The sequence below is a fragment of the Micavibrio aeruginosavorus ARL-13 genome, assembly GCF_000226315.1.
In the GTDB taxonomy this organism is placed as follows: domain Bacteria; phylum Pseudomonadota; class Alphaproteobacteria; order Micavibrionales; family Micavibrionaceae; genus Micavibrio; species Micavibrio aeruginosavorus_B.
Window position 1 is genome coordinate 1,370,807 of record NC_016026.1, and the last position, 14,093, is coordinate 1,384,899.

General features: G+C 53.3%; 9 protein-coding genes and 2 tRNA genes. All 11 read right to left on the minus strand.

Translation table 11 applies throughout. The features are described from left to right. Window positions 1-150: 150 nt before the first annotated feature. Window positions 151-1,524 (minus strand): hypothetical protein, encoded by a 1,374-nt coding sequence (locus MICA_RS06495; protein WP_236619979.1) that lies wholly within the window; start codon window positions 1,522-1,524, stop codon window positions 151-153. 282 nt (window positions 1,525-1,806) lie between these two features. Beyond that, complete coding sequence (locus MICA_RS06500; RefSeq protein WP_236619859.1) at window positions 1,807-3,264, minus strand: hypothetical protein; 1,458 nt, start codon at window positions 3,262-3,264, stop codon at window positions 1,807-1,809. Between the two features lie 135 nt (window positions 3,265-3,399). Next, the gene (gene ald / locus MICA_RS06505) at window positions 3,400-4,521 is read right to left on the minus strand and encodes an alanine dehydrogenase (protein WP_014102921.1); all 1,122 of its coding nucleotides are present in this window, start codon (window positions 4,519-4,521) and stop codon (window positions 3,400-3,402) included. A 127-nt stretch (window positions 4,522-4,648) separates the two neighbouring features. After that, the gene (locus MICA_RS06510; protein WP_014102922.1) at window positions 4,649-6,607 is read right to left on the minus strand and encodes a hypothetical protein; all 1,959 of its coding nucleotides are present in this window, start codon (window positions 6,605-6,607) and stop codon (window positions 4,649-4,651) included. Window positions 6,608-6,792: 185 nt separating this feature from the next. Further along, window positions 6,793-6,867: transfer RNA gene (locus MICA_RS06515), tRNA-Val, on the minus strand. A gap of 147 nt (window positions 6,868-7,014) precedes the next feature. Continuing rightward, window positions 7,015-7,290 (minus strand): HU family DNA-binding protein, encoded by a 276-nt coding sequence (locus MICA_RS06520; RefSeq protein WP_014102923.1) that lies wholly within the window; start codon window positions 7,288-7,290, stop codon window positions 7,015-7,017. Window positions 7,291-7,474: 184 nt separating this feature from the next. Next, complete coding sequence (lon, locus tag MICA_RS06525; RefSeq protein ID WP_014102924.1) at window positions 7,475-9,898, minus strand: endopeptidase La; 2,424 nt, start codon at window positions 9,896-9,898, stop codon at window positions 7,475-7,477. 237 nt (window positions 9,899-10,135) lie between these two features. Next, window positions 10,136-10,786, minus strand: coding sequence for an ATP-dependent Clp endopeptidase proteolytic subunit ClpP (gene clpP / locus MICA_RS06530; RefSeq protein WP_014102925.1), 651 nt, complete (start codon window positions 10,784-10,786; stop codon window positions 10,136-10,138). Between the two features lie 207 nt (window positions 10,787-10,993). After that, window positions 10,994-12,358, minus strand: coding sequence for a trigger factor (tig, locus tag MICA_RS06535; protein WP_014102926.1), 1,365 nt, complete (start codon window positions 12,356-12,358; stop codon window positions 10,994-10,996). 44 nt (window positions 12,359-12,402) lie between these two features. Continuing rightward, a tRNA-Leu gene (locus MICA_RS06540) sits at window positions 12,403-12,487 on the minus strand. Between the two features lie 65 nt (window positions 12,488-12,552). After that, window positions 12,553-14,058, minus strand: coding sequence for a bifunctional ADP-dependent NAD(P)H-hydrate dehydratase/NAD(P)H-hydrate epimerase (locus MICA_RS06545; protein ID WP_014102927.1), 1,506 nt, complete (start codon window positions 14,056-14,058; stop codon window positions 12,553-12,555). Between the last annotated feature and the right edge of the window lie 35 nt (window positions 14,059-14,093).

The window sequence follows — 14,093 nt, forward strand, 5'->3', positions numbered from 1 at the left end:
TATTTCGATTGTGCCCCCCTAGACTGAAGAATGAATTGCGGGGCAAGACCACTTAGGGTTATATCGGGAATATTTTGTGACACTGAAAACACATTGCAAAATGCACGATTTTTAAACAAACCCAGCAAAGACAAGATTTATTATAAACCCCTAATGCACGCCACCGGATCGCGCCGGGTCGCTACGCCATAACCTGAAGAATTCGTTCATCGAAAAATCCTGTTCGGATTCAGGTTTCGGGACACAGGGATGAATAGCATCACCCGCCATAAACCGAATATCCGCCATCGCGGCTGCTACCGCCGTATCGGCATCATCCGCACCCACAATGAATGTCCGGTTGATAAGATGTTTACGCGCACGATGAACAAAACTTTCCAAATCGGGGCGCAACGACTTGTGCATGCGGCCCGCCCCCGTTTCACCGACAAAGACACCTAGAACATCAAACCCGGCCATGCGTAACGCCTCTATATCGCCGTCTGTGATATCCATCGACACCTGGCCACACAGGTATCGACTGTATGTCTTTAACGGTGACACCAGATGATTCATGCTCAGCCACGGCATATGAACGGGAACATCCATCACCAGGAACAGCATAAACTGTTTCATGCGATCATCGATTTGTTGGCACAGGGATCGGTACCGCTCTTTGCCTTCCATGCTTGATAATGTTCTGAAATTCACGGGACAGATCAATCCAAACTCAGGCAAGGCATTTGGATTATTCCGCAACCAGTTGATGATCGCCTGCAGGATAAACATATCCATCTCGACAATTTCATGGTCACTGCGGCCAATATAAAAATTCCGGTGCGATTGCATCGCGTTTGGTCCCGCACCCGGGTAATCGGCCACCGCCACCAGCGACACACGCCGACCGCGATACTGGTCCCATGCCGGCATAAAGCGCACACCGCCAAACGGCATAATCACGGGGTCTGGTTTCGGCGGCGGCTTTAACTTTCCAAAACGGCGCGGATGGTAACGGTGATGGACGAATTCAACTTCTGTTCTCGGGATGGGAGTAAAATCAGGCGTTTTATGCCCCTGCTCCGCCATCTCCATCGTCGCGCGCATCCGCCCCTTGTCAAAGGCCAGCGGAACGGATTGGATAAACGGCAAATTCCGGTCCACTTCATGGGCCGAAATATGTGACATTTCTTTTTCCATTGTGATGGAATCCAGCCCCAGCTCATCAAACAAACGACGGCGAATTTCTTCAGCCATCAATGCGGCCTTCATATCGCTTTCCACCAGCGTGCTACTCATAAACAACAGGATGTAACTGTCATCTTCATATCGGATATAGATATCGCCGCGCTCCAGATATTTACTGATGGTTCCTTCACAGATGACAAAAACCTGATCCTGCATTCCGTTCCATCGCCGCCCCATCTGCGCCTTGACCGCGCGCAATCCCAAAATCTGCAAACGGCCCGACGCGACCAGATCCCGTTTTTCAAACAGCTTTGTGCACAGAACTTCTAATTCTGCGTGCTGTCTTTCCGTCAATCGCATTGGTTTTTTTGAATATGACCGCGCAGAAAACGCACGGTCATCTGAATGCGTCCAGAACGCCAATTTCGATACATACCCACGGATACGTCCAGCCAAACCGCGCACACGCATAGGCCCCTCCGCAATAAATCGCAAAAATATGGATTAAGTATGTCCCCTTACAATCATTGTCGCACCGAAAGCGGCAGAAAAGCGACAAAAAACGTCATCTTACAGCTTGATGAAAAATGCAAAATGCGAAACACCCTCTTCTTCGCATCTGCACACGGGAGAGAAATCCACTCAATGCGATTGCGCATGATCTTTCATATGATTGTTCCATATTTGAAAAAAGGTTCCGGTCTTAAAATGCAATTTATCATCTGGGCTTTGAACGCAATGATGAACTGCATTCCCTGCGATATAGCGCACCCCTGCCTTAATAGCCTCCGCGACAGTTTCTGGCGCATCGGCATCGAGAACGAAAGTATGATTGATAAGGTGTCTTTTTGAACGGCTCACCAAGGATCGAATATTCAGGAGATCCGTTTCCGTGTTACCGCGTCCCGCCATCCCCGCGACAATCCCGATATTATCAAACCCGGAAATCCGTAAAGCCGACAAATCCGCCCCCAGTCCGGACAGCGGAATATTCCCACACAAAACACGCCCATACACTTTCAACGGAGAGACAATCTGACTCAGGCCAGAGCTCGGCATATGAACGGGAACATCCATGACCATGAACAATACATAGTTCCGCATATCGGCATTAATCCTCTGACACAGAACGCGATATTTCTCCGCATTCTCAATTCCGGAAACCGTACTGAAATGGACGGGGCAGATAATCCCAAAATGATGCGGCCCGCCTGCGTGGTTTTCAAACCATTGAATAACGCTCAAAAGAATATCCCGATCAAGCGCAGCGACGTCAGAAGCCGATCGTCCCATGTAATAATTCTGGTGCGCCGCCACCACCTGCGCACCATCATCCCGATCCAGAACGCACATAAACGCAATCAACCGCCCCTTGAACGCGTCCCAGACCGGCATGTAACGCACCGCATGAACCGGAACTTCTTTTTTTATTATTGGCAAATCCGGAGCCTCATTCGGAAACGCGACCGCCACGTCGACCCGATTCACAAAATCCAGATCAATTTCATTTTTGTTTGATATTGGTGGGATAGGAACGGAAGCTCTTCTTTTTCTTGTCATTCGGCTTTCAAACGAATTCGATATCGTTTTTCCAAAAAACGACCCCTTACGAATATCGTCACAGGAAAGCATTGATACATCCTTGTGCACATCAACATCTTCGATGCCGTAATCGTCAAACAAAAACCCCCTGATCTGCGATGCAATCATCGTCATTTTTGCTTCGCTTTCATCTCCGGATATATTCTCAAAAAGAATGATAAAATCTTTTTCCTGATAACGGAAAAAGACGTCTCCGGGATCAACATTCTTCCTGATGACATACTCGCACGTTTCGTAAATAACATCGCGCAACCCGGGCCAACGCCGTCCCATGCGCGCCTTGACCGCATCCAACCCCAAAACCTGAATACGCCCGGACGCGACCAGTTCCTTTTTCATGAACAGCGTCCTGCACAGCGCCTCTAATTGATCCTGTCTGCGTTGCCCGGCGATTGGGTCACGCTTTTTGATGACTCGGAACTCAGGCTGTTCCTTGCGAAAGACAAGGTTCACAACATAATCGCGGACATGGTGTATAAGGTTGTGGGTCTGCATCATTCACCTGTTTACCAACAGGATCCGACCTTCCCTCACCGCTATTGATCTTTTTATTTTTGTGCAAAAAGTAAAGGGGGACAGTATGAAACCACCCCCCTTTCGCAAATTCAGATGCGCTGACTATCCCAAAGTATTTCAGGCCGCAAGGGCCTTGGGCTCGGGATTAAATGGCAGATTCAGCGATTCAGCCACGCTACGATAGGTAATTTCACCGCGGCAGACATTCAGCCCGTTTCGCAAATTAGGATCTTCCAGCACAGCGCGTTTCCATCCCTTATCAGCCAACGCCAGCGCATAAGGCAGAACAGCGTGGTTCAACGCCAGAGCGGACGACAACGGCACAGCCCCCGGCATATTCGCCACGCAGTAATGCACGACATCATCCACGACATAGGTCGGATCTTTGTGCGTTGTGGCATGGCTGGTTTCGAAACACCCACCCTGGTCGATGGCGATATCGACAATCACCGAGCCCGGAATCATGGTTTTTAACATCGGCTTGGTCACCAGTTTCGGTGCCGCCGCCCCGGGGATCAGCACCGCGCCAATCACCAGATCACACACCTGCACATATTGTTCAACAGAATCCATGCTGGAATAAATCACATTGGCCTGACCACGGAAATAATCGTCCAGTGTACGCAGACGATCATGGTCACGTTCCAGAATGGTCACATTCGCGCCCATGCCCACGGCCACGCGCGCCGCGTTAAACCCGGCGACGCCGCCACCAATCACCAGCACATTACCCGGACGAACGCCCGGCACGCCGGAAATCAGACGGCCAACACCGCCCATATGTTTCATCATATTGTTGGCGCCGACCAAAACGGACAGGCGGCCTGCAATTTCCGACATCGGGGCCAGCAACGGCAACCCGCGACCATCACGCCCCGTCACCGTTTCATAGGCAATGGCTACACATCCGGACTCCATCAACCCTTTGGCCTGTTCCGGGTCCGGGGCCAGATGCAGATAGGTGAACAGCAATTGATCTTCGCGCAACATCTTGCATTCAACGGGTTGCGGCTCTTTCACCTTTACGATCATATCGGCTTCGGCAAAAATTTCTTTGGCGGTGCCTTTAATCGTCGCGCCCGCCTTTTTGTAATCATCGTCGCTGAAATTAATGCCAGCCCCGGCTCCGGTTTCAACGATCACCTGATGACCGCGCGCAATAAATTCCTTCACCGATGACGGCACCAGACCGACACGATGTTCCTGAGCCTTGATTTCCTTTGGCACGCCGATTTTCATGTAACACTCCATGATGTGAAAACGCGGCCTATTCTTGCCTGAAACCCGGCCCGCATTCAACACGCAGCGCAGCATGACACCAGCGCGCCTATATCCGGAAAATAAAAATTCGGTTATGTCCAATAAATCAGGGGGCGGATTGCCCGGTACCAAGAATTGCGACAACACCACGATCCACTGTTTTGGAGATGCGGTGTATGCGCGCCAGCTCCTCATCCTTGGTCGCGGGTGACAGCATATAAGGAATAACAGGCGTGGTCCGCATAACGTCCCACATTTTCATCTGCCGCCATGATGGCTCACGCCCTTCACGCCCCAGAATGTTGATCCCGGCATGACGGTAATTGCGCACGGCGCGATAGGCCAATGTGGGCCCAGTCTGTTCATCCAGAACACCGCGCACCACCTGTCGCCGCAGTCCATCGAAATGAATAACCCCCAAACGGTGCATATTCGCTTCAAAATCCGGATCATTCGGATGGCGGTGCAGGTAACTTTGCAGGGACCGGAACATTGCCCCAACAACAGTATTCCGCGTGTATTTCATTTTATTCAGCACGCCGATGCGCATGCCCTCGGGCATATCGGGCCGGGGCCAGATCGGGGCGGCAGCGTTTTGAAACCGATCCGCAGGGTCCGCTCCCTTTTCCGTCTGGCATAAGGCCGGATCGCGCAAGCGGGATTCCTCGTCAAACCGCACATGCGCCAAGGCACGGGCATAGGCCTTGATGCTTTCCTGAACCCCCACGGGCTGCGTTTCAAATTGTCGCATTCCGCCAATCGCACTGGCCCCCCAGAGAACGCGGTTTTGGGCATCCGCCGGTTTTTCGCATTCATACTGCAAACATGCCGATAACGCTGTGTTTAAATCTGACAGAACATCATCCGTCATAAAACCGGGACGATCCAGAAACTCCAGATACATCGCCCCCAAATGGTCCAGATTCACCTGCTCCGGATAACGGGTTTTCGGATTACGCCAACGATCGCGCATATATTGAACCAGATCAGATCCATCCGGACGGGTCAGCGTTTCCATCCGCGTCAGCGCCCGCCCCATCAATGGATCATCGACCGGCAACACACGAACCAGCGAAAACAGGGCAACCGTGCCAAAGTAATCCATATAATGATGCCGCATCTCGGGTGAAACGCCATCATTGTCTAACGCGCGGTCAATCCGTTCCATAGCGTCACAATATTTTTCAACCTGAATATCAAGATCGCGGTCATCGCTATTTGTGCGCATTTCGCGATATGTATCCGCATGGCTGGCCAGCGCCCATCCTTCGTAACTGTTCGGGGCATCGCTGCCTTCCTTGTCTGCCATGCTGAACGACAGATAGGATTTCAGGAACTCACCCAGAACCGGGCCATAAGCGGGTTTGCGAAACGCATGTGAAATATCATCCGTCAGGACTGGGCTGGTTAAGCCGTGCAGCACATCATGGTTACCAATGGTGGCCAACGCCGCCAACGATTCCAAAAGATCAGACGGGTTATAAGGCGAAATCCGGTCCATCACCGTTTTGTCCAGAACCATCACCGGGAACGCGATGGATGCCTGTTCCGCATGACGTAAACATTGAATAAAGCCGAGATGATATTGACGTCCTGCGATATCGGATGGGCGGCTGAATGATGTTAAGGCTTTGTCCTGTGTAACCCGTTCCCACACGTCGCTTGGCACAATGGCAACTTCTGATAAGACAATATTACCGGTGTCCGCCGCCATCTTGTTAAACAACCCGCTCAACCGTTCCGGTGCGAAATGGGTCTGTGGTGACGCATCATCCGCAATCATGCGGTGATACGCCACAACGCCATGTTTGGCATTAAACGGATTCGGCTCCGTTGCGGTCACAAGACCATCATTCATCAACCGCGCACCCAATGCGGTCATATAGGGGGCCAGACGATCGGATTCATAAGCGGCCACCCCGGCCTCAGAATCGGCGTACAAGCGGCTGATATAGGTTTGCAGGATATGCGCCCCCTCTGCCCCGGACTGCGCCGTCACGGGCGGGCGATAGGATAACCCGGCCTTACCGGATTGGTTCTCGATTGTTGTCTTACGCTGCGCCAAAGCGCCTCTCTTCCCCGTTATTTTATCAGGCTTTACGCAGGGGCTTGGCCCCAGCCTGTACTGTACGGCGGAGATGTTAATATTCCCTTTTAAACAGGATGGCAAATTTGGGGCAGAACCACGCCCCTAACAGGCTGAAAATAAACATTAAAAAACCCCGCCAAAGCGGGGGTTTTTAGAGAAAATGGTGCGCGCTGAGAGGATTGAACTCCCGACCCACTCGGTGTAAACGAGTTGCTCTACCGCTGAGCTAAGCGCGCGCCGTCGTCAGGGGCGTAGATTTACGCAAAAACGAAGGCACTTTCAAGCCCTATTTTCTCGTTTTTCTTCATTTTCATCACCGGAAATAAGAAACCCCCGCAGGATCGCTCCCACGGGGGTTTAAAACCTGAAATCAGGCCGAAGGATTAGCCGTTTACAGCGTCTTTCAGCTCTTTACCGGCTTTGAATTTCGGCTGTTTGGAGGCCGGAATTGCAATGGCTTCACCCGTGCGCGGGTTGCGGCCCGTGGTGGCAGCGCGTGCGGATACCGTGAAGGTGCCGAAACCAACCAGACGGACATCGTCACCGCCTTGCAGGGTTTCTTTGATGCCTTCGAACGTGGCTTCTACAGCTTCTTGCGCTTGTGCTTTGGCCAGGCCGGTCACTTTTGCAACGTGGTTGATCAGATCTTGTTTGTTCACGGGTTTTCCCCCTCTGTGATCGTGTTAAAGACAAAATGCCAGAAACCACATCATTCGCATTCGGCCAGAAATACACACAGCCAGAAAAAGAATGTGGGGCCCGAACCCGCGCCGTCCTTGGTCAAAACCCAAGGGAATCTGCGCCTTTCGGACCCCACATTTTTACGCCCATTTTAGGGGGGCATCAATGGCGAATCACGCCTTCCCCCTTATTTTCTGCGGTTTTTGCCGTAACCGGGTCGATTTCACCCTCTTCTTTCCCTAATATCGGCTCCGGGAGCCGGATCAGGGCGTGGGCCAGCACGTCCTCGATGGCATTGACCGGGATAATCTCCAGCATCTTCTTCACATTCGCCGGAATATCCGCCAGGTCTTTTTCATTTTCCTGCGGAATCAGAACCTTCTTAATCCCGCCACGCGATGCCGCCAGCAATTTTTCTTTCAGGCCGCCAATGCCGGTCACATAACCGCGCAGGTTGATCTCGCCCGTCATGGCCACGTCCTTGCGCACTTCGATGCCGGTCAGCGCCGAAATGATTGCCGTGGTCATCGCCGCACCGGCGGACGGACCGTCTTTCGGTGTTGCGCCTTCCGGCACGTGAACGTGGATGCTGGTTTCATTCAGCTTCTTATAATCGATGCCGAATTTCGCCGCGCGTGATTTGATCAGCATTTCCGCCACAGTGATGGATTCACGCATCACTTCTTTCAAGTTACCCGTGGTGGAGACTTTGCCGTCTTTACCCGGCATGGTCACAGCCTCGATCGACAGCAGATCGCCGCCAAATTCGGTGTAGGCCAAACCGTTCACGATACCAACGCGGTCCTGCTCATCAATTTCGCCGAAGCGATATTTGCGAACACCCGCATATTTTTCGAGGTTTTTCGGTGTTACCGACACGCCGCCATCTTTGCCGCGCATCAGAATTTCCTTGATCGCCTTACGGCACAGATTGGCCATTTCGCGTTCCAGATTCCGCACACCCGCTTCACGCGTGTAATAACGGATCAAATCGCGGATCGCCGCATCCGACACCTTGAACTCAGATGGCTTCAGCCCAGCCGCCTTGATTTGCTTTTTCAGCAAATGGCGTTTGACGATTTCCAGCTTCTCATCCTCGGTGTAACCGGCCACACGGATAATCTCCATACGGTCCAGCAACGGTTGCGGCATGTTCAGGCTGTTCGCCGTGCAAATGAACATGACATCGGACAGATCATAATCCAGTTCCAGATAGTGATCGTTGAACGTCGTGTTTTGTTCCGGGTCCAGAACCTCCAGCAATGCGCTGGACGGGTCGCCGCGCCAATCCTGGCCCAGCTTGTCCACCTCATCGAGCAGGAACAGCGGGTTGGATGATTTGGCCTTCTTCATCCCCTGAATGACTTTACCGGGCATCGCGCCGATATAGGTGCGGCGGTGACCACGAATTTCGCTTTCATCGCGCACGCCACCCAACGACATCCGCACGAAATTGCGGTTCGTCGCACGGGCAATGGATTGACCCAGCGATGTTTTACCAACACCCGGCGGACCAACCAGGCACAGGATCGGGCCCTTCACCTTGTTCGCACGTTGCTGGACGGCCAGATATTCAAGGATACGCTCCTTGACCTTCTCCAGACCATAATGCTCTTTGTCCAGAATGTGCTGGGCTTCTTTGATGTCTTTCTTCACGCGAGTGCGTTTGTTCCATGGCACCGACAGGATCCAGTCGAGATAGTTACGCACGACCGTGGCTTCCGCCGACATCGGGCTCATCGAACGCAGCTTTTTCAACTCGCCCTTCGCCTTGTCGCGGGCATCCTTCGACATTTTGGATTCATCGATTTTGCGTTCCAGCTCGGTCAGCTCGTCAACGCCTTCGCCATTGTCGCCCAGCTCTTTCTGAATGGCCTTCATTTGCTCGTTCAGATAATACTCACGCTGGGTTTTCTCCATCTGGCGTTTCACGCGGTTACGGATGCGTTTTTCAACCTGCAGAACGCCGATTTCGCCCTCCATGTAACCAAAGATTTTTTCTAGACGATCGATGGTCAGTGGAATTTCCAGCAATTCCTGCTTCTCTTCAATCTTCAGCGCCAGATGTGCAGCAATCGTATCGGCCAGTTTCGAGATGTTCTCGATCTGGTTCACGGACACAATCACTTCCGGCGGAATTTTTTTGTTCAGCTTCACATACTGTTCAAACTGGTTCACGACGGCACGGGCCAGCGCTTCGCTTTCCTCGTCTTCCTTCACATCATCGATCACGTCCGTGACGGATGCTTCCAGATAATCCAGATGCGCGGCGTAGGTGTTGATCTTCACACGGCGGCTGCCCTCGACCAGAACCTTCACCGTTCCGTCGGGCAGTTTCAGCAATTGCAAAATGGTACCAATGGTCCCGACCATATACAGATCATCCGGACCCGGATCATCCACAGACGGGGATTTTTGCGTGGCCAGCAAAATCTGCTTGTCCTCACGCATCACGTTCTCCAGAGCCTTCACCGACTTCTCACGTCCCACAAACAGCGGGACAATCATGTGCGGAAACACAACAATGTCACGCAAAGGCAGGACAGGAAGAACAGCGTCTTTGGATGAAGACTGGAAACCGATCATATTCACTCGCTTGTGCTGTATGTTACGTAAAATGTGAGATCGCCAGAAAAGGCATTGACCCACTATAGTACCACAATTCTTAACAGGAGATTGCCGGATTTATTGAGTTTTTGAATAATCCAAAAGGTCCGGCCCCGCCTGTTTCAATCAAATGTTAATGCACGCCCTAAAAATCAAGCCCGCCGGACCGGACGATCCATAGCGGGCTTGAACAAAAGGATATTTTAGGAAAACGCCCTATTCTTTCGGCTTTTCCGTTTCCAATGCTTTCGGGCGGGTTTCGACGACGTGGTCGATCAGACCGAAGGCTTTGGCTTCGTCGGCGGACATGAAATTATCGCGCTCCATCGACACTTCGATTTCGTTCAGCTTGCGGCCCGTGTGCTTCACATAGATCTGGTTCAGACGTTCACGCAGGCGCAGAATTTCGCGGGCGTGAATTTCAATGTCCGTCGCCTGACCACGTGCACCACCCGACGGCTGGTGAATCATGATGCGGGAGTTCGGCAGAGAGAAACGCTTGCCTGCTTCACCGGCAGTCAGCAGCAAAGAGCCCATGGACGCGGCCTGACCAATACAAACCGTTGCCACCGGGCATTTGATGTATTGCATCGTGTCGTACATCGCCAGACCGGAGGTCACAACACCGCCCGGGGAGTTAATGTAGAACGAGATTTCTTTTTTCGGGTTTTCCGATTCCAGAAACAGCAACTGCGCGCAGATCAGGGCGGAACCATGATCTTCCACTTCGCCGGTCAGGAAAATAATGCGCTCTTTCAACAGGCGCGAATAAATGTCAAACGAACGCTCCCCACGGGCGGTCTGCTCGATAACCATCGGCACCAGCGTGTTTGTGAAAAGGTCTACTGGATCGCGTTCTCTAATCATTGTCTGGACTCTCGGCGTGAATAAGGTGGATGCAGGACATGGCGAGATTCGCCATAAGCCAACCGTATCGCCTGAATCCTGATTGTTCAAGGGGGTTTGGATGATCGGATGAACAGATGGTTGGATGATCCGAAAGAAAATGCATCAAAAAGACGACCGGAACCCCGTTTCCGAGATTCCGGTCATCCGATCATCTTATAATCCAGATTAAGCCTTCTTCTTCGCTTTTTCGGCTTTTTTGCCCGTGTACGGGGTGTCGTCTTCTTTGGTCAACTCTTCAACCGTAACGACTTTCTCACTCACGTCAGCCAATTCGAACAGGAAATCGACAACTTTGTCCTCGAATACCGGTGCGCGCAAAGCTTCCAGAGCCTGGCGGTTTTTGCGGTAATATTCGAACACTTCGCCTTCCTGACCCGGGAAGCGCTGGGCTTCCATAATCACGGCGCGCTGCATTTCCTGATCGGTGATCTGGATGTTGTTCTCACGACCAATTTCGGACAGAACCAGACCCAGACGAACACGACGGGCGGCGATTGCGCGCAATTCGTCTTCTTCCTCGGTGGTCAGTTCCAATTTGCCGTCTTTCAGGTCGCCCTGACGCTCGATACGAACCTGGCTCAGGATGTTGTTGTATTCCAGATCCAGCATACCCTGCGGCAGTTCGAAATCATGGGCCTCATCCAGCGCGTCCAGCAGAGCGCGTTTCAGCTTCATACGGCTGACATCGTCATACTGGCTTTGGATTTGCTTTTCGACCAGGTCGCGCAACGCTTGTTCGCTGTCCAGACCCAGTTTCTTGGCGAAATCGTCGTCCACTTTCGCGTCTTTGGCCACTTGGATTTCGTGGATTTCAACGTCGAAAATCGCATCCTGACCCGACAATTCGGCCGCGTGGTACGCTTCCGGGAAGGTCACTTTCACTTCAACCTTGTCACCAACGGACTTGCCAACCAATTGGTCTTCAAAGCCCGGAATGAACTGGCCACTGCCCAGCTCCAGCTTCGCACCGTGTGCGTGCATGCCCGGGTGCGGTTTGTTGTCCTTCGCGGTGCGGCCGTGGAAGTCCATCACGATGACGTCGCCTTTTTTCGTCGGGCGGGATTCGGTGATGGTTTCGTATTCGGCGTTGGATTTCGCGATACGCTCCAGCGTTTCGTCAATTTCCTTTTTGTCGGCTTTCACAACCGGCTTCACCAGTTTGATGGCTTTCACGTCCGTAACCTTAAATTCCGGCAGCAATTCAACAGCCATCGTGTAGGTCAGGTCTTTGCCTTCGTCAAAAGACGTCACTTCAAATTTCGGTTGAAGAGCTGGGCGCAGGTTCTTCTCAGTGATCAGTTTTTGCGCACCGTCATTGACGACTTTCTCAATCACTTCGGCCATCACCGAGCGACCATATTTCTGTTTCAGCAGTTTCAGCGGCACTTTGCCCTTGCGGAAACCCGGCAGGCTGATCGTTTCACCAACTTCCTGCAGGCGCACATCAACCTGTGCATCGATATCCTGGGCCGTAACCGTCACTTCATACTGGCAGCTCAGGCCTTCTTTTTTCAGTTCTTTAACCTGCATCTTAAGTTCTCTTTGCAAGATGTTGATATTAAAACAAAATTCATTGGTGCGGATGAAGGGACTCGAACCCCCACGGGTCACCCCGCTGGAACCTAAATCCAGTGCGTCTACCAATTCCGCCACATCCGCATCCCAGAGCCGCACTGGCGCGGCCTGAAATTGAACCCTTCACAAACCAGAAAAGCGCGGCAAATTCAAGCCCAATCCCTCAATATTCCCGGGATTCCTTCGGCCAAATCAGCCGCAACCAGCCCCGGACCCAAGCGCCATGCGGTTTCGCCGTGCATCCAGGCCGCCATACAGGCGGCTGTGAACGGGGCAACGCCCTGCGCCACCAGCCCGGCAATCATCCCCGCCAGCACATCCCCGGCCCCCGCCGTGGCAAGCCAGGACGGGCCGTGGGTGCTGACCACACAGGTTCCATCCGGGGCCGCAATGACTGTATCTGCCCCTTTGAGCAGGATCACCGCCCCGCTCCGCTTGGCGGCCTCTTTCACGCGGTCGATCTTGGACCCCGGCAAATCACCAAACAAACGGGCAAATTCCCCTTCGTGCGGGGTCAGGATGCAATGATCATGCGCCACGTGAAACAATTCATCGGCATGGCCCGCGAAGGCACTGATCGCATCGGCATCCAGCACAACACTGCGCCCCGCCAATCCGCAGGCCCCCAGCACGATGGCGCGCAGATCATCCGCGCAGTCCAATCCCGCCCCCGGCCCTATTAACAAGACATTGCGCCGCGCATCCCCGGCCAGCTCCAGAAACGCGGCGGGCGTATCCGCCACCGCACTCATAATATGGGCGGGCCCGGTTTGATAAATGCGCTGCACCTCCGCTGGGGCCGCAATGGTGCAAACCCCGGCCCCAATCCGCATGGAGGCCGCCCCAGCCAAACGCGCCGCGCCCGTCAGACGCCCCCCACCCAGAACCAGCACATGGCCCCGGTCATATTTATGCTGCCCCCGCTGCGTTGCAGGCACGGAATCCACCCACAAAGACGGCGTATTCTCTGCCGCCACGCATCCGGTTTTTTCAATCGCTTCATCAGGAATGCCAATATCCGCAACACTGACCAGACCACATTGATCCATTCCGGGCATCAACACATGGGCCGGCTTTTTGCGGAAGAATGTCACTGTGCCCAGACACTTAGGGGCAGACTCATCCACCGCGCCCGTATCACCATTCACACCGCTTGGCACATCCACGGCAATCACGGGCAAATCCAGCGCACGGATTTTAGCGAAGGCGTCCTTCACCGGAAAATCCAAGGCACGCGACAGCCCGGCCCCAAACACCGCATCAATCACGCCGGTTCGATCCGGATCGAAATCACCATGCTCCAGATTGTTCAAAAGTTCGGAAAAGTTGCGCACCGGGCCCGTCCATCCGGTTACGGCCCTGGCCGCATCCCCCGTCATTTGCGCAGGTGGGGCCAGCGCATAAAGCCGCACATCCATGCCCTCGGCCCGCAGGTTCATGGCCGCGACATAGCCGTCTCCACCATTGTTGCCGGGCCCGCACAGCACCAGAAAGGTTCGCCGCCCCAGAAGGCGTTTTGCCTCCTCCGCCACGGCCAGACCCGCCGCCTGCATCAAGGCAAATCCATCCTGCCCCGCCAACGGCAACGCCAAATGATCGGCCTGCGCCATTTGCGACACGCTCAGAATGTGCTGATGATCGGGAAATTCAGCCATGAAAATGAAACCCAGTGAATTGATTCGAAAGGGAA

Bases quoted from the DNA above. Each gene is read 5' to 3' on its own strand.
- MICA_RS06495 (WP_236619979.1), bottom strand. From the start codon at position 1,524: ATGCGATTGACGGAAAGACAGCACGCAGAATTAGAAGTTCTGTGCACA.
- MICA_RS06500 (WP_236619859.1), bottom strand. From the start codon at position 3,264: ATGATGCAGACCCACAACCTTATACACCATGTCCGCGATTATGTTGTG.
- ald (WP_014102921.1), bottom strand. From the start codon at position 4,521: ATGAAAATCGGCGTGCCAAAGGAAATCAAGGCTCAGGAACATCGTGTC.
- lon (WP_014102924.1), bottom strand. From the start codon at position 9,898: ATGATCGGTTTCCAGTCTTCATCCAAAGACGCTGTTCTTCCTGTCCTG.
- clpP (WP_014102925.1), bottom strand. From the start codon at position 10,786: ATGATTAGAGAACGCGATCCAGTAGACCTTTTCACAAACACGCTGGTG.
- tig (WP_014102926.1), bottom strand. From the start codon at position 12,358: ATGCAGGTTAAAGAACTGAAAAAAGAAGGCCTGAGCTGCCAGTATGAA.
- MICA_RS06545 (WP_014102927.1), bottom strand. From the start codon at position 14,058: ATGGCTGAATTTCCCGATCATCAGCACATTCTGAGCGTGTCGCAAATG.